The 20,721-nt window shown below is 73.3% G+C and carries 19 protein-coding genes; 11 read left to right on the top strand and 8 right to left on the bottom strand.

Translation table 11 applies throughout. The features are described 5' to 3' along the window. Positions 1 to 42: 42 nt before the first annotated feature. The gene (locus tag ACFWU3_RS10345; RefSeq protein WP_384434075.1) at positions 43 to 1,569 is read left to right on the top strand and encodes an NCS1 family nucleobase:cation symporter-1; all 1,527 of its coding nucleotides are present in this window, start codon (positions 43 to 45) and stop codon (positions 1,567 to 1,569) included. A 50-nt stretch (positions 1,570 to 1,619) separates the two neighbouring features. Here ACFWU3_RS10345 and ACFWU3_RS10340 read toward each other — a convergent pair whose 3' ends face one another. After that, entirely contained in the window at positions 1,620 to 2,411 is a 792-nt protein-coding gene (locus tag ACFWU3_RS10340; protein ID WP_384434072.1) for an SDR family NAD(P)-dependent oxidoreductase, read from the bottom strand. Between the two features lie 55 nt (positions 2,412 to 2,466). Here ACFWU3_RS10340 and ACFWU3_RS10335 point away from each other — a divergent pair, with 55 nt between their 5' ends. Next, the gene (locus tag ACFWU3_RS10335) at positions 2,467 to 3,903 is read left to right on the top strand and encodes an amidase (RefSeq protein WP_384434070.1); all 1,437 of its coding nucleotides are present in this window, start codon (positions 2,467 to 2,469) and stop codon (positions 3,901 to 3,903) included. Positions 3,904 to 3,908: 5 nt separating this feature from the next. Further along, complete coding sequence (locus ACFWU3_RS10330; RefSeq protein WP_384434067.1) at positions 3,909 to 4,496, top strand: TetR/AcrR family transcriptional regulator; 588 nt, start codon at positions 3,909 to 3,911, stop codon at positions 4,494 to 4,496. 15 nt (positions 4,497 to 4,511) lie between these two features. Here the strand turns inward: ACFWU3_RS10330 and ACFWU3_RS10325 are convergent, their stop codons facing one another. Then, a complete protein-coding gene (locus ACFWU3_RS10325; RefSeq protein ID WP_384434064.1) occupies positions 4,512 to 5,288 on the bottom strand; it encodes a TIGR02569 family protein in 777 nt (258 codons plus the stop codon). 163 nt (positions 5,289 to 5,451) lie between these two features. On the opposite strand from ACFWU3_RS10325, the gene ACFWU3_RS10320 reads away from it, so the two are divergent. Then, complete coding sequence (locus tag ACFWU3_RS10320; protein WP_384434061.1) at positions 5,452 to 7,242, top strand: gamma-glutamyltransferase family protein; 1,791 nt, start codon at positions 5,452 to 5,454, stop codon at positions 7,240 to 7,242. Positions 7,243 to 7,283: 41 nt separating this feature from the next. Continuing rightward, on the top strand, positions 7,284 to 8,105 hold the full coding sequence (locus ACFWU3_RS10315; protein WP_384434058.1) for an inositol monophosphatase family protein: 822 nt from the start codon (positions 7,284 to 7,286) through the stop codon (positions 8,103 to 8,105). Between the two features lie 167 nt (positions 8,106 to 8,272). Here the strand turns inward: ACFWU3_RS10315 and ACFWU3_RS10310 are convergent, their stop codons facing one another. After that, entirely contained in the window at positions 8,273 to 9,049 is a 777-nt protein-coding gene (locus ACFWU3_RS10310) for a nucleotidyltransferase domain-containing protein (protein ID WP_384434301.1), read from the bottom strand. Positions 9,050 to 9,156: 107 nt separating this feature from the next. Here ACFWU3_RS10310 and ACFWU3_RS10305 point away from each other — a divergent pair, with 107 nt between their 5' ends. The 4 genes from ACFWU3_RS10305 to ACFWU3_RS10290 all read left to right on the top strand — a co-directional run bounded on the left by ACFWU3_RS10305 (position 9,157) and on the right by ACFWU3_RS10290 (position 13,366). Next, positions 9,157 to 10,575: a phytoene desaturase family protein gene (locus tag ACFWU3_RS10305; protein ID WP_384434055.1), complete on the top strand. Its 1,419-nt coding sequence runs from the start codon at positions 9,157 to 9,159 to the stop codon at positions 10,573 to 10,575. Positions 10,576 to 10,612: 37 nt separating this feature from the next. Then, a complete protein-coding gene (locus ACFWU3_RS10300) occupies positions 10,613 to 11,146 on the top strand; it encodes an O-acetyl-ADP-ribose deacetylase (RefSeq protein WP_384434052.1) in 534 nt (177 codons plus the stop codon). 241 nt (positions 11,147 to 11,387) lie between these two features. After that, positions 11,388 to 12,863 carry an AlkA N-terminal domain-containing protein gene (locus tag ACFWU3_RS10295; protein WP_384434049.1) on the top strand — a complete coding sequence of 492 codons (1,476 nt, stop codon included), beginning with the start codon at positions 11,388 to 11,390 and terminating at the stop codon, positions 12,861 to 12,863. Positions 12,864 to 12,874: 11 nt separating this feature from the next. Then, positions 12,875 to 13,366 carry a methylated-DNA--[protein]-cysteine S-methyltransferase gene (locus ACFWU3_RS10290; protein ID WP_384434046.1) on the top strand — a complete coding sequence of 164 codons (492 nt, stop codon included), beginning with the start codon at positions 12,875 to 12,877 and terminating at the stop codon, positions 13,364 to 13,366. A gap of 127 nt (positions 13,367 to 13,493) precedes the next feature. On the opposite strand, the gene ACFWU3_RS10285 is transcribed toward ACFWU3_RS10290, so the two are convergent. The 3 genes from ACFWU3_RS10285 to ACFWU3_RS10275 all read right to left on the bottom strand — a co-directional run bounded on the left by ACFWU3_RS10285 (position 13,494) and on the right by ACFWU3_RS10275 (position 15,685). Then, positions 13,494 to 14,231, bottom strand: coding sequence for an NAD-dependent deacetylase (locus ACFWU3_RS10285; RefSeq protein WP_384434043.1), 738 nt, complete (start codon positions 14,229 to 14,231; stop codon positions 13,494 to 13,496). 95 nt (positions 14,232 to 14,326) lie between these two features. After that, positions 14,327 to 14,815, bottom strand: a complete 489-nt coding sequence (locus tag ACFWU3_RS10280) for an NUDIX domain-containing protein (RefSeq protein ID WP_384434040.1) — start codon at positions 14,813 to 14,815, stop codon at positions 14,327 to 14,329. A 78-nt stretch (positions 14,816 to 14,893) separates the two neighbouring features. Further along, on the bottom strand, positions 14,894 to 15,685 hold the full coding sequence (locus ACFWU3_RS10275; RefSeq protein WP_384434037.1) for an SDR family oxidoreductase: 792 nt from the start codon (positions 15,683 to 15,685) through the stop codon (positions 14,894 to 14,896). A gap of 104 nt (positions 15,686 to 15,789) precedes the next feature. Between ACFWU3_RS10275 and ACFWU3_RS10270 the strand changes: the two genes are divergently transcribed. Continuing rightward, a complete protein-coding gene (locus tag ACFWU3_RS10270) occupies positions 15,790 to 16,674 on the top strand; it encodes a sigma-70 family RNA polymerase sigma factor (RefSeq protein ID WP_384434034.1) in 885 nt (294 codons plus the stop codon). A gap of 19 nt (positions 16,675 to 16,693) precedes the next feature. Here ACFWU3_RS10270 and ACFWU3_RS10265 read toward each other — a convergent pair whose 3' ends face one another. After that, positions 16,694 to 17,764: an ADP-ribosylglycohydrolase family protein gene (locus ACFWU3_RS10265; protein WP_384434031.1), complete on the bottom strand. Its 1,071-nt coding sequence runs from the start codon at positions 17,762 to 17,764 to the stop codon at positions 16,694 to 16,696. Between the two features lie 173 nt (positions 17,765 to 17,937). Here ACFWU3_RS10265 and ACFWU3_RS10260 point away from each other — a divergent pair, with 173 nt between their 5' ends. Continuing rightward, positions 17,938 to 19,071, top strand: a complete 1,134-nt coding sequence (locus tag ACFWU3_RS10260) for a glycerate kinase (protein ID WP_384434028.1) — start codon at positions 17,938 to 17,940, stop codon at positions 19,069 to 19,071. Positions 19,072 to 20,076: 1,005 nt separating this feature from the next. Here ACFWU3_RS10260 and ACFWU3_RS10255 read toward each other — a convergent pair. Further along, positions 20,077 to 20,586 carry a hypothetical protein gene (locus ACFWU3_RS10255; protein WP_384434026.1) on the bottom strand — a complete coding sequence of 170 codons (510 nt, stop codon included), beginning with the start codon at positions 20,584 to 20,586 and terminating at the stop codon, positions 20,077 to 20,079. Between the last annotated feature and the right edge of the window lie 135 nt (positions 20,587 to 20,721).

The following is a 20,721-nucleotide window of genomic DNA, read 5'->3' as shown; positions in this document are numbered from 1 at the left end:
CGACCGCTCACCACCGCTGAAGACCTCCGAAGGGCCAGCGCCATGACCGCGACCGTCCCCCCTGCCCCCTCCGGCCAACCGATACCGGATTCGTCCGGCCGCGTCGAGCTCGCGCCCGGCGCCGTACCCGCGGACGGCCGCTTCGTCAACGACGATCTGCTGCCCGTCCCCGTCGCCCGACGCCGCTGGACCACCTACAACTTCGCCGCCCTGTGGGTCGGCATGGCCCACAACATCCCGTCCTGGCTGCTCGCCTCGGGACTCGTCGCTCTCGGCATGGACTGGAAGCAGGCGGTCTTCACCATCGGGCTTGCCAACGTGATCGTTCTCGCGCCGATGCTGCTCACCGGGCACGCCGGACCGAAGTACGGCATCCCCTTCCCGGTCCTGGCGCGCGCCTCGTTCGGGCTGCGCGGCGCGAATCTGCCCGCCCTGATCCGGGCCGCGGTGGCCTGTGCCTGGTTCGGCATCCAGACCTGGATCGGCGGGCAGGGCATCTTCATCCTGCTGGGCAAGATCTTCGGCGGCTGGACCTCGGCCGCGGAGATCGGCGGCCAGCCCTGGACGCTGTGGGTCTGCTTCCTGCTCTTCTGGATTCTCGAACTCGCCATCATCTACCGGGGGATGGAGGCGTTGCGGCGGTTCGAGAACTGGGCGGCGCCGTTCGTGATCGTCGGCGCCGTGGTGCTGCTCGTGTGGATCGCCGTCAAGGCGGGCGGCTTCGGCCCGCTCCTCGACCAGCCCTCGAAGCTGGGATGGGGCGCCGACTTCTGGCCGGTCTTCTTCCCCTCCCTGATGGGCATGATCGCCTTCTGGTCGACCCTGAGCCTCAACATCCCGGACTTCACCCGGTTCGGCGCCGGTCAGCGGGCCCAGATCTGGGGCCAGACGCTGGGCCTGCCGACGACGATGACGCTCTTCGCCCTGCTGTCGGTCTTCGTCACCTCCGGCTCGCAGGCGGTGTACGGGGAGGCCGTCTGGGACCCGGTCCAGCTCGCCGCCAAGACCGACAACGTCTTCGGGCTGCTCTTCGCGCTGGTGACGGTGCTGATCGCGACGATCTCGGTGAACATCGCGGCCAACGTCGTCTCACCCGCGTACGACCTGGCGAACCTGGCGCCGAAGTTCATCAACTTCCGCACCGGAGCGCTGATCACGGGCGTGGTGGGCGTCCTGATCATGCCGTGGAAGCTGACCGAGACACCCGAGCTGTACATCTTCACCTGGCTCGGCCTGGTCGGCGGCCTGCTCGGCACGGTCGCGGGCATCCTCATCGCCGACTACTGGCTGATCCGGCGCACGGTCCTCGATCTGCCCGGCCTCTACACCGAGGGCGGCCGCTACTGGTACACCTCCGGCTGGAATCTGCGGGCCGTGGCCGCCTTCGTCGTCGGCGGTGTGCTGGCGATCGGGGGCTCGCACTCGGCGCCGGGCAAGGGGCCCTTCCCCGAGGACGGCCTCATCCCGTTCCTCAAGCCCCTCGCCGACTACGGCTGGGCCGTCGGGCTCGCGGCCTCGCTGCTGCTCTACGTCTCGCTCATGGGGATCTCGGAGCGCCGGAAGGCGTGAGCCCCCACGGAGGCGCGGCGTCCCCGCCGCTCAGAGCCGCTCAGAGCCGCTCAGCGACGGGAACGCTGCGCCTCCACGATCTTCTCGACCGTCGGCTCCGCCCCGGCCCGCCGCTGCACCCGCTCGGCGAATCCGGGGAAGTGGCCGGCGATCGCGCTCAGGATCTTCAGCTCCAGGGGAGCGACGTTGATCTCGGCGACGTCGCGCTCGACCGCCCGCGTCACGGCGTTCACGACCGCGCGCGGCGAGACCGTACGGACCCCGCCGGGCGTGCCCGAACCGGTGGCGGCGAACATCCCGAGGTCGCGGACGAAACCGGGCTGGACGACGGAGACGCCGACGCCCGTGCCGTGCAGATCCTGGCGGAAGCCGAGGGAGAAGCCGCGCAGCCCGAACTTGGTCGCGTTGTAGAGGGACGAGGACTTGGTCGCCGCCTTCCCCGACAGTGAACCGACGAAGGCGATGTGGCCTCTGCCCGCGTCGACCATCGCCGGCGCGAGCAGCCGGGCCAGCATCGTGGGCGCCCGCAGATTCACCGCGAGGGCCCGGTCGATCTCCTCGGGCGAGTAGTCGAGGACCTCGCCGCTGGAGGGCAGGGCGGCGTTGGCTATCAGGATGTCCGTCCCCGCGGCCTCCTCGGCGAGCCGCCGTACGTCGTCCGGGTCACCGAGGTCAGCGAGAATCGTGCGGGCGCCATAGGCGTCGGCGAGCGGTGCCAGTGCCTCGGCGCGCCGGCCGGACACCACCAAGGTCGCCCCTCGCGCCGCCAGTTCGGCGGCGAGCGCCCCGCCGATGCCCCCGGTCACGCCGGTGAGCAGAACGGTTGCTCCGGTGATGCGCATCTGGTTACCCTCCAGTTCTGTTCGTTCGAACGAACAATAGGGAGGCGGGGCGGTCGTGTCCACAGACGAATTCGGCGGACTGACGGAACACGTGCGGGAGTTGGCGGACGGCCACACCACGTCCGAGGCCCTGGTGGCGCGCGCCGTCGAGCGCATCGAGGCAAGTCAGGGCACCATCAACGCCTTCCGCTGGGTGCGCTCCGAGGAAGCCCTGGCCGAGGCGCGGGAGGCCGACCGGCGGCTCGCCGCGGGGGAGAGGCTGCCGCTGCTCGGCGTGCCGGTCGCCGTCAAGGACGACACCGACGTGGCCGGACTGCCCACCCTCTTCGGCTGTCAGGGTGACATCGTCGCCGCGGGTTCGGACGGTGAGGCGACCCGCCGGCTGCGCGCGGCGGGAGCGGTGATCGTCGGCAAGACCAACTCCTGCGAGCTCGGCCAGTGGCCGTTCACCGAAGGACCCGCCTTCGGCGCCACCCGCAACCCCTGGTCCACCGACCACACCCCGGGCGGCTCGTCCGGCGGCTCTGCCGCCGCCGTATCGGCCGGGCTCGTGCCCGCGGCCCTCGGCTCGGACGGCGCCGGTTCCATCCGCATCCCGTCCGCCTGGACGCACCTGGTGGGCATCAAGCCCCAGCGTGGCCGCGTCTCCCTGCACCCGTACTCCGACGCCTTCCAGGGGCTCGCCGTCAACGGCCCGCTCGCCCGCACCGTGGCCGACGCCGCCCTGCTGCTCGACGTCGTGCAGGGCCCGCACCCGGAGGATCTGCACCGCCCGGACGCGATCGACGCCTCCACCGCCGCCCGCCGCGAACCGGGCACACTGCGGATTGCGCTCGCCTGGCGGCCCCCGCTGACCCTCACCCGCACCGGGCCCCACCCCGAGGTGCGGCGCGCCGTCACCGCGATCGCCGAGGCGCTCGCCCGGCTCGGTCACCACGTCGAGGAGGCCCGGCCGCGCTACGGCCTGATCGGCCTCTCCTTCGTGCCGCGCGCCACCGCCGGTGTGGCGGAAGTCGCCGCCCTCCACCCCGATCCGGCGCTGCTCGACCCGCGCACCCGCAGCGCGATGCGCTCCGGCAAGCGGCTCGGCGGCCGGGTCGTGCGCGCGGCGCGCGCACGTGAGGCCCGCCAGCACGCACGGATCGGCGAGATCTTCGACGGCCGCGGATTCGACGTCGTGCTCGCGCCGACCACCGCGACCCCGCCCCCGCGCATCGGCACCTTCGACCACCTGGGCGCCTGGCGGACGAACGCCGTCATGGCGGCCGCCTGCCCCTACGCCTGGCCCTGGAACGTCCTCGGCTGGCCCGGTGTCAACGTGCCCGCCGGCCTCACCGCCGACGGCCTGCCCGTCGGCGCCCAGCTCCTCGGCCCGGCCGGCAGCGAGGAGACGCTCATCTCGCTCGCCGCGCAACTGGAGGCGGACCAGCGCTGGTATGAGAAGCGTCCCCATGCCCCCGGGATCTCCAGGAGCACCCCGGTGGAACAATGAGAGGCATGTCCCACGCCGCCCGCTCCGCGCCGACCCGGCAGCGCATCATCGCCGCCGTCCTGCACATCATCGGAGAAGGCGGTGTCGCGGCGGTCACCAACAGGCGCATAGCCAAGGAGGCCGGGGTCTCGCTCGGTTCGGTCACCTACCACTTCGAGACCCAGCACGACCTGCTGCGGGAGAGCCTGCTGCACTTCGTGCGCGAGGAGACCCGCCGCTTCACCGAACTCGCCGACCAGTGCCAGAGCGAGGGCATCGACATCGGCGGCGCCGCGTCCCTGGCGGGCCAGGTCGCGGACGGCACCTCCTTCGACAGCGCGCACATCGCGCCCTTCGAGCTGTACGTCGAGGCGGGACGCGACGAACGGCTGCGGGAGGCGGCGGCGGAGGCGTTCACCGCGTACGACCGGCTGGCGGCGCAGATCCTCACCGGCCTGGGCGTACCCGACGCGGAACGGCTCGCGGCGACGACCGTCGCCCTCGTGATGGGCCTCCAACTGCGCCGACTCGCCACGGGCAGCTCGGCCGACGACCTGGTGGACGCGCTGCTGCTGCTCGCGCGGGGGGCGGCGGCCGCGGACACGAGCCGGTAGGGCCTGTCGCTCGGATCAGCCGAGGACCAGGTCCACGACCTTGCGGTACTCGCTCTCCTGCGTCGCGTCGAGCGCCGTGTGCGTGGCGATGCGGAACACCAGTGCGCGCACGAGCAGTTGGGTCCAGTCGGGCAGGTGCGACCAGCGTTCCAGCAGCGCGGGATCGGCGTTCCACCAGCACAGTGCGTCGACGGCGACGACCGCCGAGGCCCAGGCCGCCGGCCGCCAGTACGGGGGCCAGTCGATGATCGCGGGCGGGGCGTCCGGGTCGAAGAGCACATTGCCCAGAAGGTCGCCGTGCACGATCTGCGCGGGGGCCGTGACGGGACGGCGCGCGGCCAGCAGCGGCCGCAGCAGCGGGAAGTCCGGGCTCTCGTCGCTCTCACCCCAGGCCAGCCGGTCCGCCCGCGACCAGGCGTTGTCCCGGACCCCGAGGAAACGTGGCCGGGGCAGGTGGGCCACCGCCGCGTGGAACGCCTCGCCCGCGCGGATCACCTCGTCCGGCCGGCGCGGATCGGCCGTACCGCCGACCATGCGCCATGCCTCCCAGCCGCCGGCGCACCAGGAGCCGTCGACCGCCGGGACCGGCCGTGCGACCCGGAAGCCGGCCGTCTCCGGGAGGTGGCACAGCACCCCGGCGCGCCACGAGGTCTCGGGACCCATCCCGGCGGGCTTCAGCATCACCTCGTCGGACCGCCAGGCCGAACCCTGGCCCCCGGGCAGGGGAGCCGGCCTGCCGGCGGTTCCGAACGCGGTGAGGACGGATGCGGGCGGGGCGGGGGAGTGGCTCATGCCGTCGCAGCGTAGGCGACTAGCCTGCACGAATGCCGAACTCCCGCCTCGCGCCCGGTGAATTCGGGATGCCGCACAGGTTCGGTGACCGGTCGTACGGCTCGACGGGCGGCGGGTCGGCGCGAAGGGGCCGTGTACGGCCCCCTGTTGCGAAAGGGGCTCCATGTTCACCACCCGGCCCACCCTCCAGGGCACGTTCGGCATGGTCTCGTCCACGCACTGGCTCGCCTCGCAGTCCGCGATGGCGGTCCTCGAGGACGGTGGCAACGCCTACGACGCGGCCGTGGCCGCAGGCTTCGTACTGCACGTCGTCGAGCCGCATCTGTGCGGGCCCGCGGGCGAGGTGCCGATCCTCCTCGCCCCGGCCGGCGGCGACGTACGCCTGCTCTGCGGACAGGGTCCCGCACCCGCCGGGGCCACCATCGCCCACTACCGGTCCCTCGGACTCGACCTGGTGCCCGGCACCGGGCCACTGGCCGCCGCCGTGCCCGGCGCGTTCGACGCCTGGATGGTGCTGTTGCGCGACCACGGGACCAAGTCCCTCGCCGAAGTGCTGCGGTACGCGATCGGGTACGCCGAGGACGGGCATCCGCCGGTGGAGCGCGTCGGGGCGACCGTGGAGGTGGTCCGCGAGCTCTTCGAGACCGAGTGGACCTCGTCCGCGGACGTCTATCTGCCGGGCGGCCGCGCTCCCGAGCCCGGCGAACTGTTCCGCAACCCCGCTCTCGCGGCGACCTGGCGACGGCTCGTCACCGAGAGCGAGAGCGCGGGCGCGGGCGGCGGGCGGGTGGCCGAGATCGAGGCGGCGCGGCGGGTGTGGCGCGAAGGCTTCGTCGCCGAGGCGCTGCTGAGGCAGGCGGGCCGCCCCACCCTGGACACCAGCGGCCGACGGCACACCGGCACGCTGACGGCCGCCGACCTCGCCGGCTGGTCCGCCGTCTACGAAGCACCGGCCACCTACGACTGGAACGGCTGGACCCTCTGCAAGGCGGGCCCCTGGAGCCAGGGCCCCGCGCTCCTGCAACAGCTCGCGCTGCTTCCCGAGGACCTGCCGCCGTACGGCTCGGGCGCGTACATCCACCTGCTGGTGGAGGGGTGCAAGCTCGCCATGGCCGACCGGGAGGCCTGGTACGGGGACGCCGGCGACGTGCCCCTGGAGGACCTGCTCTCGCCGTCGTACAACACCGCACGGCGCGCTCTGATCGGCGAGAGCGCCTCCCACGATCTGCGGCCCGGCAGTCCGGGCGGCCGGACACCCCGGCTCAGTCCGCACGCCACGGACGTGGCGGGGGAGGCCGGTGACGACGCCATGGGCGTCGGCGAGCCCACGGTCGCCAAGGACGGCAGGAGCAGCGGCGACACCTGCCACATCGACGTCGTCGACCGCTGGGGCAACATGGTCGCCGCCACCCCGAGCGGCGGCTGGCTCCAGTCGAATCCGGTCGTACCCGAGCTGGGCTTCCCCCTCGGCACCCGCCTCCAGATGGCCTGGCTCGATCCCGGACTCCCCAACTCGCTCACTCCCGGCCGGCGGCCGCGCACCACCCTGTCGCCCTCGATCGCCCTGCGTGACGGTGAGCCGGTGATGGCCTTCGGCACCCCCGGCGGGGATCAGCAGGACCAGTGGCAGCTGCACTTCTTCCTGGCGGTGGCGCTGGGCTCCGCCGTACGCGGCGGGCTCGATCTCCAGGGCGCGATCGACGCCCCCAACTGGCACAACGACAGCTTCCCCGGCTCGTTCTACCCGCGCGGCATGTCACCGGGCAGCGTCACGGTGGAGTCCCGCGTGGGGCCCGGCGTGATCGCGGAGCTGCGGTGGCGCGGCCACGAGGTCACGGTCGGCGACGCGTGGTCCGAAGGCAGGCTGTGCGCGGTCGCCCGAGATCCGCGCACCGGGGTGCTCTCCGCCGGGGCGAACCCGAGGGGAATGCAGGGTTACGCGGTGGGACGCTGAGGGGACAGCCCGATGTCAGAAGGCCGTGCTTAGCTGGACATATGATCGATGACTTTGTTGCCGGTGACCTGTCCGACGTCGAGGAGGCGATCCGCAAGGCGGCCGCCGCCGAGATCATGCCGCGGTACCGCCAGCTCGCCGCACACGAGATCGTCGAGAAGACCGGCCCGCACGACCTGGTGACGACGGCCGACCGCCAGGCCGAGGAGCACCTCACCGCCTCGCTCACCGCGCTGCTGCCCGGCTCGGTCGTGGTCGGCGAGGAGGCGGTGCACGCGGATCCGGCGGTGTACGACGCGCTCCGGGGCGACGCGCCCGTGTGGATCGTCGACCCCGTCGACGGCACCCGCCAGTTCGTGCACGGCGATCCCGGCTTCTGCACCCTGGTCGCGCTGGCCCAGCACGGGAAGGTGCTGGCGTCCTGGACGTACGCGCCCGTCCCCGACGACATGGCGACGGCGGTCCGCGGCCGCGGCGCACGCCTCAACGGCGAACCCCTCCACGCGGGCTCGCCCGGCCCCGACGCGGTCCTCCGCGTGGCGATGTCCCACCCCGACTACACGACCCCCGACCAGAAGCGCGCCCTGCTCGGACTGAACGTCGACGGTGTCGACGCCCGTCCGTGCGGCTCGGCGGGCCTGGAGTACCTGTCGGTCGCCCGCGGCGAGCTGGACGCTGTCGCATTCTCATGGGAGAACGCGTGGGATCACGCGGCGGGACTGCTGCTGGTGGAGGAGGCGGGCGGCACGGACGTGACCGTCGCGGGGGAGAGGTTCCGCACAGCGGGCGGGAACGCGCTGCCGTTCACGTCGGCGAGGACGGACGCGGTGGCCCGAAGGATCCGCGCGCTGCTGACGACCTGAGGCGGTGGCCGGGGCGGGCGCGTCTGTCGGCCTGGAGGGCAACCGCCTTCGCACATAGCGTGGTTCAGGCCGTGTGATCGCTCGGTGCGCTGAGGTACGGACTGGACCGGCCCGGGGGCTGGACGGTGAGGCGGAGGGGACGGGGCGTGGGTGAGTGCGCGACAGGCTCACGCGCCCACCGCCGCCCTCACCTCCCGCACCAGCCTCCCCGCCGCCTCGACCGCCTCCCCGTCCAGCCCCTTCAGCACCCTCGCCACGCTCTCCGCGAACCCCTCCGGTGTGTCCCGGAGCTTCGCCGCCGCCGGCAGCGCGCCCTTCTCGTTCAGGCACCACGTCCTGTGGTGGGCGTGCAGGGACTGGACCAGGATTCCCATCGCGCGGGACAGGCACAGGGACTGGTGCAGTACGTCCCCGGTGCTCACCGACTTGCCCGCCGCCGTCACCGAGAACTCCGCCTCCCACGAGGCGCGGATCAGGGCCTCCCGCAGCGCCTCCGGGTACACCTGTGTCTTCTGCCGCAGCGCAGTCAACTCGCTGTCCGTGTCGGCCAGTACACGGCACAGCGCCACTTCGCCGGCGTACGCGGGTGACCAGAACCCCAGCGGGTGGCCCGGCTGCATGCCGGTTTCGTAGCGGCCGGCGCGGCAGTCCGCCCAGACGCGCTGCACCCGGTCCAGGTCCCGCAGGATCCAGTCCACGGGCGTGCCGTCGACGACCAGCCACGCACCGCCGTCGACCCACGGGCCCCATCCGCCCGGCCCTGCCACCTCCACCGGCCGGCCCGTCACCTCCGTCGCCAGCGCGGCCAGCGCGCTGACGTCCACCGAACCCCGGTAGTAGACGCCGAGATCCCAGTCGGAGTCGGGCCGGTGCGTACCCCGGGCACGGCTTCCGCCGAGCGCCACGGCGCGTACCCCGGCCACCCTCATGAGCTGCGCGGACATCGCCTCGATCAGGTTGTTCACGGCATCGGACCCTACCCAGGGCACCGCGGTCGCCGCCCCGGAATATCCTGGGGCTCCTGGCCATCGGCTGACAAAGGAGTCCGAAGGTGCCGTCGATGCTCGATGCCGTCGTCGTGGGGGCGGGCCCCAACGGACTGACCGCCGCCGTCGAACTGGCCCGCCGCGGCCACTCAGTGGCGGTGTTCGAAGCCCTCGACACCGTCGGCGGGGGCGCCAGGACCGAGGAGCTCACCCTCCCCGGCTTCCGCCACGACCCCTGCTCCGCCGTCCACCCGCTCGGCGTCGGCTCGCCCGCTTTCGCGGACATGCCGCTCGGGCGGTACGGCCTGGAGTGGTTGCAGCCCGAACTGCCGCTGGCGCACCCGTTCCCGGACGGCACGGCCGCCGTGCTGAGCCGCTCGGTGGGGGAGAGCGCGATGTCGCTGGGGGCCGGGGACGCGGGGACATACCGCCGGCTCGTCGCGCCGTACGTCGGGCACTGGGACACGATGGCCGCCGACTTCCTGCGGACGCCCTGGGACGGGCTGCCCCGGGACCCGTACCGCTTCGCTCGCTTCGGGATGACCGCGATCCAGCCCGCGACCTGGGTCGCGCGCCGCTTCCGGGGCGAGAAGGCCCGCGGGATGTTCGCCGGCCTGGCCGCCCATGCCATCGCGCCGACCAGCGGCATCGCCACGGCCGGTATCGCGCTGCTGTTCGCGCTCGCCGCCCATGCCAAGGGCTGGCCGGTGCCCCGCGGCGGCTCGCAGTCGATCTCCGATGCCCTCGCCGCGTATCTGCGGGACCAGGGCGGCACGATCCACACCGGCGCCGAGGTCAAGCGTCTCGACGAGTTGCCCCCGGCCCGCGCGTACATCTTCGACACCTCTCCGACCGCCCTGGCCCGGATCGCCGGTCTCGGCAACGCGTACGAGCACTACCGTTACGGCCCCGCAGCGTTCAAGATCGACTACGCGCTGTCCGGCCCCATGCCGTGGACCGCGAAGGAGGCCCGCAGCGCCGGGACGGTGCACATCGGCCCCACGGCCGGCGAGATCGAGGCGGCGCTCGGCGCGGCTCTGCACGGCCGTCGGCCCGACAAGCCGTTCCTGATCACCGCGCAGCCGAGCCTGATCGACTCCTCACGGGCGCCTGCCGGCAAGCACGTCCTGTGGGCCTACGGCCATGTGCCGGCCGGCTGGGACGGTGACGCCACCGAGGCGATCGAACGCCAACTGGAGCGCTTCGCACCCGGTTTCCGCGATCTCGTGCTCGCCCGGGCGGTCGCCGGCCCGCCCGAACTTGCCGCGCGCAACGCCAACTACATCGGCGGCGACATCGCCTGCGGTGCCTTCGCCGGACTCCAGACGGTCCTCCGGCCCAAGCTCGCCCGCGTCCCGTACGCGACCGCGCACCCCGCCGTGTTCCTCTGCTCGTCGGCGACCCCGCCGGGTCCGGGCGTCCACGGGATGTCGGGTCATCACGCAGCCAAGGCCGTGTGGCGCCGGCTGCGGGGTGCCCGGTGACACGGCGTCGGCGGGCGCTCAGGCGGATGATGGACGTATGACGCAGCAGCAGCCGAAGATCGTGCTCGTCCGCGGGGACATCACCGAGCAGCAGGTCGACGCCGTCGTCAACGCGGCCAACTCCTCACTCCTCGGTGGCGGCGGTGTGGACGGAGCCATCCACCGCCGCGGCGGCCCGGCGATCCTCGCGGAGTGCCGCGACCTGCGCGCCTCGCACTACGGCAAGGGCCTGCCGACCGGCCAGGCGGTCGCCACCACCGCGGGTCATCTGCCCGCAGGTCATGTGATCCACACGGTCGGTCCGGTGTGGTCGCGCGAACAGGACCGCAGCGACCTCCTCGCCTCCTGCTACCGCGAATCGCTGCGCGTGGCACGGGAGTTGGGGGCGGGTACGGTGGCCTTCCCGGCCATCTCGACGGGCATCTACGGCTGGCCGATGGACGACGGGGCCCGGATCGCCGTCCGCACGGTGCGTGCCGCGGCGGAGCCCCCGGTGACGGAGGTTCGGTTCGTGTTGTTCGACGACCGGGCGTACGAGGAGTTCGAGGCGGTGCTGGGCTCGGAGCGGTGATCCCTCGCGGTACGTGCGGGGCTCCTGTCGGTGCGACGGCGGTCCTGCCTTCGCGGGGCGCGCCGCGGTCCCGGTCTCCGCAGGTGGGCACCGCGATCCCGGCCTCGGGACGGCGACACCCGGGACCGGTGACTCGGCGGAACTCGGGCAGGGTCGCGGAGCCCGGGCCGGGTCCTGGCAGCTCGAGGTCGATGTCGTTTTCTCGCCAGCGTCGCCACTGCCCGTGCACGATGCTTGACCCATGCACATCGACACCGAGCGCTGCGTGCGCGCCGTCCGGTCGAAGGACGCCCGATTCGACGGCTGGTTCTTCACGGCCGTCCTGACGACGCGGATCTACTGCCGTCCCAGCTGCCCGGTGGTGCCGCCGAAGGTCGAGAACATGACCTTCTACCCCAGCGCCGCCGCCTGCCAGCAGGCCGGGTTCCGCGCCTGCAAGCGTTGCCGCCCCGACACCACACCCGGCTCCCCCGAGTGGAACGCCCGCGCGGACTCCGTGGCCCGTGCCATGCGTCTGATCCGGGACGGCGTCGTCGACCGCGAGGGCGTCCCCGGCCTCGCCGCCCGCCTCGGCTACTCCACCCGCCAGATCGAGCGGCAGCTCCTCGCGGAGCTGGGAGCGGGCCCTCTCGCCCTCGCCCGGGCCCAGCGCGCCCAGACCGCGCGCGTCCTGATCGAGACGACGGGCCTTCCGATGGCCGAGGTCGCCTTCGCGGCCGGCTTCTCCTCGATCCGCACCTTCAACGACACCGTCCGCGAGGTCTTCGCGCTCGCCCCCGGTGATCTGCGCACCCGCGCCGCCCGCAGCGCCACCGCCCCGCCGCGGACGCCGGGAGTCATCGCGCTCAGGCTGCCGTACCGGGCGCCGCTCGACCCGAGCAATCTCTTCGGCCACCTCGCGGCCACGGCCGTGCCCGGCGTCGAGGAGTGGCGGGACGGCGCGTACCGGCGCACCCTGCGCCTTCCGCACGGTCACGGCGTCGTCGCCCTCACCCCCCGCCCCGACCACATCGCCTGCCGGCTGTCGCTGACCGACCCGCGCGATCTCACCATCGCCATCAGCCGCTGCCGCTGGATGCTCGACCTGGACGCCGACCCCGTCGCCATCGACGACCAGCTGCGGACCGATCCCCTGCTCGCGCCGCTCGTCGGCAAGGCCCCCGGGCGCCGGGTGCCGCGCACCGTCGACGCGGCGGAGTTCGCCGTACGGGCCGTGCTCGGCCAGCAGGTCTCCACTGCCGCCGCCCGTACGCACGCGGGCCGGCTGGTCCTCGCGCACGGTGAGACGGTCGAGGATCCGGAAGGCGGCCTCACCCATCTCTTCCCGTCATCCGAGGCCCTCGCGACGCTCGATCCCGAGTCACTGGCACTGCCCCGCAGCCGCCGCGCCACGCTGACCACCCTGGTCGGGGCACTGGTCGACGGCTCGCTCCGGCTCGGCGTGGACAGCGACTGGGACAAGGCCCGTGCGGAACTGACCGCCCTGCCCGGCTTCGGGCCGTGGACGGTCGAGACGATCGCCATGCGAGCCCTCGGGGACCCGGACGCCTTCCTGCCGGGCGACCTCGGAGTCCGCCACGCGGCGGCCGGACTGGGCCTGCCCGTCACGCCGGCCGCCCTGGTCGCGCGCGCGGCGGCCTGGCGCCCCTGGCGCGCCTACGCCGTCCAGCACCTGTGGGCCACCGGCGACCACCCCGTCAACCGCCTTCCCTCGTAAGGAGTTTCCTCATGACCAAGCAGTACACGGTGGTCGACAGCCCCTACGGCCCGCTGACCCTCGTCGCCACCGACGGCACCCTGAGCGGCCTCTACATGACCGATCAGCGCCATCGCCCCGGCGAGGAGACGTTCGGCGAGGAGGACCCGGCCCCGTTCGGTGGGGCGATCAGACAGCTGGACGCGTACTTCGCCGGTGAACTGGTCGAGTTCGACCTGCCGGTCCGCCTGGAGGGCACCCCCTTCCAGCGGAGCGTCTGGGAGCTGCTGATGAAGATCCCGTACGGAGAGACACGGACGTACGGCGAACTCGCCGAGCAGCTCGGCAAGGCAAGCGCCTCACGGGCTGTGGGGCTCGCCAACGGCAAGAACCCGGTGTCGATCATCGTGCCGTGCCACCGCGTGATCGGCGCCTCGGGCAGCCTCGTCGGTTACGGCGGCGGGCTGGACCGCAAGCAGCGACTGCTCGCCCACGAACGGGGTGCGGAGGGCGCGCTGTTCTAGTCCCGGTCCCACTGCCGGCCCCGCACCCCGACCGCGGGTGCGGGGGACTGTGTGTGCGCGAAGGCACCGTGGGACGGGCGGGAGCCGGCTCGCTCGGTCTGCTGTGCAGGCCGCCGAGCCCATGAGGTCATGATCCGCCGGATGGACCCCGGAGCGCTGCCAGCAGCTTCGGCAGGGCCGTGCCGATCGGCTCGCGGACCAGCTCGTCGGCGAGTTCGTCGTACGGCGTCGGGTCCGCGTTGACGATCGACAGGCGTGCGCCGTGGTCCGCCGCGATCCCCGCGAGCGACGCCGCCGGCTGCACCTGGAGGCTCGTACCGACCGCGACGAAGATCTCGCTCGCCTTGGCGATCGCCATCGCCTCGGAGAGCACCTGGGGGTCGAGCCGCTGCCCGAACATCACCGTCGCCGACTTCAGAATCCCGCCGCACGCCAGGCAGGACGGGTCTTCCTCGCCCGCCTCGACCCGCGCCAGCGCGTCCTCCATCGAGGAGCGCAGATGGCATCCCGTGCACACCACCGACCGTGACGTGCCGTGCAGTTCGAGCACCTTGCGGTCGGGCATCCCGGCCAACTGGTGCAGCCCGTCCACGTTCTGGGTGATCACCCGGACGGCGAACCCCGGCCGCTTCTCCAGCTCGGCGACGGCCCGGTGCGCGGCATTGGGACGGGCGCGCCATGCCGGACTGTTCCGCCGCATCTGCCAGGCGCGGCGCCGGATGTCCGGATCGGCCATGTAGTAGTCGTACGTGACGAGCTTCTCGGCCTCCGGATCACGCCGCCACAGACCGTTGGGCCCGCGGTAGTCGGGAATGCCGGAGTCCGTGGAGATCCCGGCGCCGCTGAGAATCGCGACGAGAGTCATACGGCGAGCCTATGCAGCGGGTCCCGCGACGGCGAACCGGTTTTGTCACGCCGGGGCGGGTACGCCTCGCCGTGCGCCGGCCGCGCGGCAGCTGGTCAGAGCGCCGGACTGCCGTTCTCCAGTTCCACCGCACCCGCCCCCGTGGCCAGTACGTCGAGCGCCGCCACCACCCGGTGGCCCAGTTCGCCCAGCAGATACGTGTGGATCTCCTCGCGGCCGACCAGCCGCCACGACAGCAGCTCCTCCTCCTGGAGCCGGATCGCCTGGAGGGTGGACTCGCTGAGCACCCCGCCGTCATACACGTAGGCGACGATCGGCGGGCGTCCCGCGCCCGGGACCCAGTCGATCGCGAGCAGCCGGCCCGGCGGCACATCGAGGCCGATCTCCTCCAGCGTCTCCCGGCGGGCCGCCTGCCGGGGCGACTCGTTGTCGTCCGACTCGACCGTTCCGCCGGGAAGCGCCCAGCCCTTGCGGTAGTTGGGTTCGACGAGCAGCACCCGGCCCGCCTCGTCGCGGAAGAGCGTGGCGGCGCCGGCGAGGACACGGGGGAGGGCGGCGATGTACGCGGAGTAGTCGGAAGTCACGCAGGAAGCCTAGTGAGGGCGCGGCCTGCCTGTCCGTCGGAGCGGTATCCGGCTCGCAGGCCACCGCGCAGGACCGCCTCAGCTCTTGTCCGCGCCGTGCAGGGGCCGGTCCAGGCCGACCCGCTCCGTCAGGAACTCCTCCCAGGTGCGCTGCCCCTGGACGGCTCCGTCGAGCGACAGGTTCTCGCCTGCCCGGTAGGCACGGCCGGCCTTCCCCGGGATGCGCACCGGCAGCATCGGCCGGCGACGGCCGCGCGCCCGGAGGTAGCCGCCGAGCAGTTCGGCCATCGTGTAGACCTTCGGGCCGGCGAGGTCCGGCACCAGGCCGGCCGGGGCGCCGAGCGTCAGTTCCACGAGGCGGGCGGCCACTTCGCGGGAGTCGACCGGCTGGAGACGCATGCCCGGGGCAGGGATCACCGGCAGCTTGGTCATCTTCTCCGCCAGGGTCAGCGCCAGGTCGTGGAACTGCGCGGCCCGCAGCGTCGTCCACGGAATCCCGGACTCGGCCACGGCCTGCTCCGCGGCCAGCTTCGACCGGAGCCACGCCAGCGGGACCCTGTCCGCCCCGATGACCGAGATGTGGACCAGGTGCCGTACCCCGGCCGCCGATGCCGCCCGCGCGAGATGGCGGGTGGCCTCGTCGTCGCCCTTCGGCCCGCCCGCGAGGTGCAGCACGACCTCGACCCCGTCCACCGCGGCCTCGATGCCCTCGCCCGCGACCAGATCACCGGTCATGTACTCGACGCCGTCCCCCCGCTCGCGGCCGTGGCGGCTGAACACCCGCACCTCGGAGCCGGCGTCCAGCAGCAGTGGAATCACGTGCCGGCCCAGGGTGCCCGTACCACCGGTGACCAGAATCGTCGACGCCATCTTCTTCTCCTGAAGTCGTGGGGCCGGGAAGGCAACTCCCGGACCCGCTCGGTAGTTTTCGAGGTTCTGCTTCTCTGACACATGGCGAACGGGGAATGTGACCGATGGACGAGCACGACTTTCTGACCGAGCGGTTCGCCGCCGACCGGACGCACCTCGTGGCGGTGGCCTACCGGATGCTCGGCTCGCTCAGCGAGGCCGAGGACGCGGTGCAGGAAGCGTGGCTGCGTGCCCGTCGCGCCGGCACCGACGGCGTGGAGAACCTCACCGGCTGGCTGACCACCGTCGTCGCCCGGGTCTGCCTGAACATGCTGCGCTCGCGTCAGTCACGGCGTGAGGACCCCTTGGACGCGGGGGTGCCCGAGCCGCCCCTCGGCTCCGAGACCGGCGGTGACCCCGAGGAGGAGGCGCTGCTGGCGGACTCGGTCGGGGTCGCGCTGCTGGTGGTCCTCGACACGCTGACGCCGGCCGAACGGCTCGCCTTCGTCCTGCACGACATGTTCGCGGTGCCGTTCGACGAGATCGGTCCCATGCTCGAACGCTCGCCGGCTGCGGTGAGACAGCTCGCGAGCCGTGCGCGCCGCCGGATCAAGGGCGGCACCCCGGCACCCGATGCCGACCTGATGCGTCAGCGTGAGGCCGTGGAGGCGTTCCTGGCCGCCACCCGCGGCGGCAACTTCGACGCGCTGGTGGCGCTGCTCCACCCCGATGTCGTCCTCACCGCCGACGCGTCGGTCATTCCCACCCCCGAACCCGTCGTGGTCGGCGGCGCCGCCACGGTTGCCAAGGGCGCGATGGCCGCCACCGGCCGGGCCCGCTTCACCGGACTCGCGCTCCTCGACGGACGGATCGGCCTGGCGATGGCACCGCGCGGCCGGCTGTCGCTGGTCCTCGCCTTCACGGTCACCGACGACGGGATCACGGCCATCGACGTCATCGCGGACCGCGAACGGCTGGGCCGGATGGACCTCGCCGTCCTCGACGCCTGAAACGGCAGCCGCCGCCTCCTCACGCCGTCGCGGTCAACCGGACCGTACGCTCCGCCAGTTCACTGATGCGCGAACCGTCGAATCCGAACACCGCGCTGCGCACCCGGTCCTCCAGCGGCCGAGTCCACTGCGCGGGGATGGCGGCGGCTCCGCACAGCACGCCCACGACCGAGCCCGCCGTGGCGCCGTTGGAGTCGGTGTCCAGCCCGCCGCGGACGGTCAGGGCGACGGTGCCGGTGAAGTCTCCGGCGCCGTACAGGAGTCCGGCCGTGATGACGGCGGCGTTGGGCACGACGTGGATCCAGCCGAGGCCGCCCGTACGGTCCTCCATCTCGGCCAGCGTGTCGGACCAGGACGTCCCCGCGTCGTACAGGGCCGTGGTGTGGCGGACCGTACGGGCCAGGCGGCAGCCGGCCGGGATGTGCTCCAGGGCCGCCTCGATCACCTCGCGCGGTCGGCTCGCGGTGAACGCGGCGGCCACCAGGGCTGCCGCCCACATCGATCCGTAGACACCGTTGCCGGTGTGCGACAGGACCGCGTCCCGGCGGGCCAGTGCGGCGGCGCGGTGCGGATCACCGGGAGACGTCCAGCCGAAGATGTCCGCGCGGATGAGCGCGCCGATCCACTCCTGGTACGGGTTGTCGTACGAAGCGGTGAGCGGAGGCTTGAGGCCTTTCGCCAGGCTGCGGTACGCGGCCCGCTCGGCGGTGAACGTCTGGAGATACGGCAGCCGCAGCAGCCACAGGTCGCCCACCTGCTCGGTGGTGAAGGCGAAGCCGTGGGTCTCCAGCAGATGCAGACCGAGGATCGCGTAGTCGATGTCGTCGTCACGGCAGCTGCCGTGGATCCGGCCGCGTACGCACTCCCGCCATTCCGGACGCAGCGCGAACTCGCCGGGTCCCGCGTCCGCCGGTGGCCCGGGCAGATAGTCCGTGAGCGGCAGGGCACCGGTGCGGCGCAGATAGCGGTCGATGCGCTCACGCGTCCAGTGATCGCCACGCTCGACCGGTTTGCCGAGCATGTTCCCCGCGATCCTGCCGAGCCAGCCGCCGAGTGTCCGGTCGGCGAGCTCCGAGTGGTGCAGTCCCATACGTCCGGTCTACCGAAGTGCGGCCCGAAGCGCGCGGTGGTGGACGCACGGATTCGTCCCGTGTCCGTGTCGTGTGCGGGTTCTCACGGTTCGTGGTGGGGTGGCACGTCCTGTGACCTGCCGGATAAGGTCGGGGCGGCGCGACTGCCTGTTCGACAGCAAGGGATAGCAGAGTGACGGACGGAGCAGTTCATCAGCCCGCGCGCGTGCTCGTGGCGGCTGACAAGTTCAAAGGCTCGCTCACGGCCGTACAGGTCGCGGAGCGGGTGACGGCGGGCCTCCAGCGGGTGGTGCCCGGCCTGGAGGTGGAGACCCTGCCCGTCGCCGACGGCGGCGACGGCACCGTCGCGGCTGCGGTGGCGGCCGGTTTCGAACGCCGTGAGGCCCAGGTGACCGGCCCTCTCGGCCAGGCCGTGACGGCGACCTACGCCCTGCGGGACGGCACCGCCGTCGTGGAGATGGCGGAGGCGTCCGGCCTCCAGCACCTTCCCGAAGGGGTCTTCGCGCCGCTCACCGCCACCACATACGGCTCCGGCGAACTGCTGCGTGCCGCGCTCGACGCGGGCGCCCGCACGATCGTCTTCGGCGTCGGCGGCAGTGCGACGACCGACGGCGGCGCGGGCATGCTGGCCGCGCTCGGCGCCCGCTTCCTCGACGAGGGCGGTGCGCCCGTCACCCCCGGCGGCGGTGGCCTGCGGGAGCTGGCCTCCGCGGATCTGTCCGGGCTCGACCCGCGCTTCAAGGACGTGGAACTCGTCCTCGCCAGCGACGTCGACAACCCCCTCACCGGCCCGAAGGGCGCCCCCGCCGTGTACGGCCCGCAGAAGGGTGCGACACCGCAGGACGTGGCCACCCTGGACGAGGCGTTGACGCACTACGCCTCGATCCTGGGTCCCGATCAGGCCGGTCTGCCCGGGGCGGGAGCGGCGGGCGGCATCGGCTACGGGGCGCTGGTCGCGCTCGGCGCGAGCTTCCGCCCCGGTATCGAGGTGATGCTCGACGTGCTCGGGTTCGCCCCCGCCCTGGCGCGAGCGACCCTGGTGATCACCGGCGAGGGTTCCCTCGACGAGCAGACCCTGCACGGCAAGGCACCGGCGGGCGTCGCGGCGGCGGCGCGTGCGCAGGGCATCGAGGTCGTCGCGGTCTGCGGCCGGCTGACCCTGCCCCCGGAGGCCCTCGGCCGCGCGGGCATCCGCCGTGCCTACCCGCTGCTGGAGCTGGAACCGGACCCGGCCCGCTGCATGGCGGAGGCGGGCCCGCTGCTGGAGAAGGTGGCGGAGAACATCGCGCGGGACTTCCTGACGTGAGCTGAGCCGGGGCGCGGGCGCGGCCGGATGTGCGGGCCGGGACCCGGGCCCGGGTGGCGCACGTCCGGCGTCCACGGGCCCGTCCCGCCCCGGTCGGCGAGCGAACGACGCGTTCGTGAAGCGGCATGCTGCCCGAGCCGAGAGGGCGCCCCTGCTGGAGCTGGAACCGGACCCCGTCCGCTGCCGGAGAAGGTGGCGGAGAACATCGCGCGGGACTTCCCGACGTGAGCTGAGCCGGGCTGGCGGGGCACGGCCGAGATGTGCGGGCCGGGCGCGCCCGGCGCCCACGGGCCCGTCGCTGCTCCGCTCGGCTCGGCGAGGCCGCGATGTGTTCGTGAAGACGTCTGCTGCACGAGCCGAGGGGGCGACCGTCAGTCGCGGGCGGCCGGCGCGCGTCGTGCCAGGCGGGCCCGCAGGCTTCCTTCGCACTCCTCGGCGCGGGAGAGCCGGCCGCGGGTGCCTCTCCATCTGGTCGGCAGAGGATGGCTGGTGCGTACGCGTCCCAGGAGGGCAGCGCGCTCTTCAGCGCCGAGCCGGTCGTCCCGCACCGTCGTCCGCATTGAGCCGGTCGTCCGCGGCCGGGCCGGTCTGCCGCCGCGGATCGGTCGTCCGTATCGAGGAGGTCGTCCGCGCCGAGCCCGTCGTCGGCCCGCGCCGATCGTCCCGCCGCGCCGGTCGTCCCGCGGAGTCCGTCGCCCGCGCCGAGCCGGTCGCCTGCGTCGAGCCGGTCGCCCGCCCGTGCCGGTCGTCCCGCGGAGTCCGTCGTCCGCCTCGGGCCGGTCGCCCGCGCCGAGCGCGTCGCCCGCCCGTGCCGGTCGTCCCGCGGAGTCCGTCGTCCGCCTCGGGCCGGTCGCCCGCGCCGAGCCGGTCGCCCGCCCGAGCCGGTCGTCCCGCGGAGTCCGTCGCCCGCGCCGAGCGCGTCGCCCAAGCCGGGCCGGTCAGCCGCCGCGGATCGGTCATCCGTATCGAGCCGGTCGGTCGGCCCGGTCGGCCGACCGGCCCGTATCAGCCCTGCGCGTCCGCGAGTTCGATCGGGCCGTGCGGGCCGCCCGTGATGCGTCGCGTCTCCTCCATGACCGCGGCCGTCACCCGGGCCACCGCTCCGTCGTCGCCCTCGATCACGGCGTACTCGTCGTCGAGCTCGACGAGCCGCTCGGCCAGGGGCAGTTCGTGCCCGTAGAGCTGGTGGAGCCGGAACGTGAGTTCCCAGGGTGCCGACCGCCCGGACAGCATGCGCCGGGCGAGCGCTCGCACAGCCGCCTCCTCGCGGGCCTCGCCCGCGACCGTACGGAAGGCCACGCCGAGCTCGTCCAGCGCCACGGGGAGCAGGTCGTGCACGGCGTAGCCCGCCTCGGCGCGGGTGCAGGCCGCCAGTTGCCGGAGTCCGGGGCCGTCGAGTCCGGCGACGAGCGCGTCGCAGGCCGCGTCGACGACGTCGGCCGCGGGGATCTCGCCCACGCTCCAGAGCGTGGCACGGTCGTGGAGTTCACTCAGCGCTGCTTCGGGCGACGGCATCCGGCCATGATCCCCATCTCCCGGGGCCGGTCGAACGGGTTTCACGGCAGCGGCTGTTCGGCAGCCCGCTCCGGCCGGACTCGCACGCCCTGCGCCGATGTCCACCGCACGCCCCGCGGCCACCCGCCGCCGAGG

This window comes from Streptomyces sp. NPDC058685, from assembly GCF_042714725.1.
In the GTDB taxonomy this organism is placed as follows: Bacteria; Actinomycetota; Actinomycetes; order Streptomycetales; family Streptomycetaceae; genus Streptomyces.
Note: the sequence above shows the minus strand (reverse complement) of the source record. Positions and strands in the feature narration are given on the sequence as shown.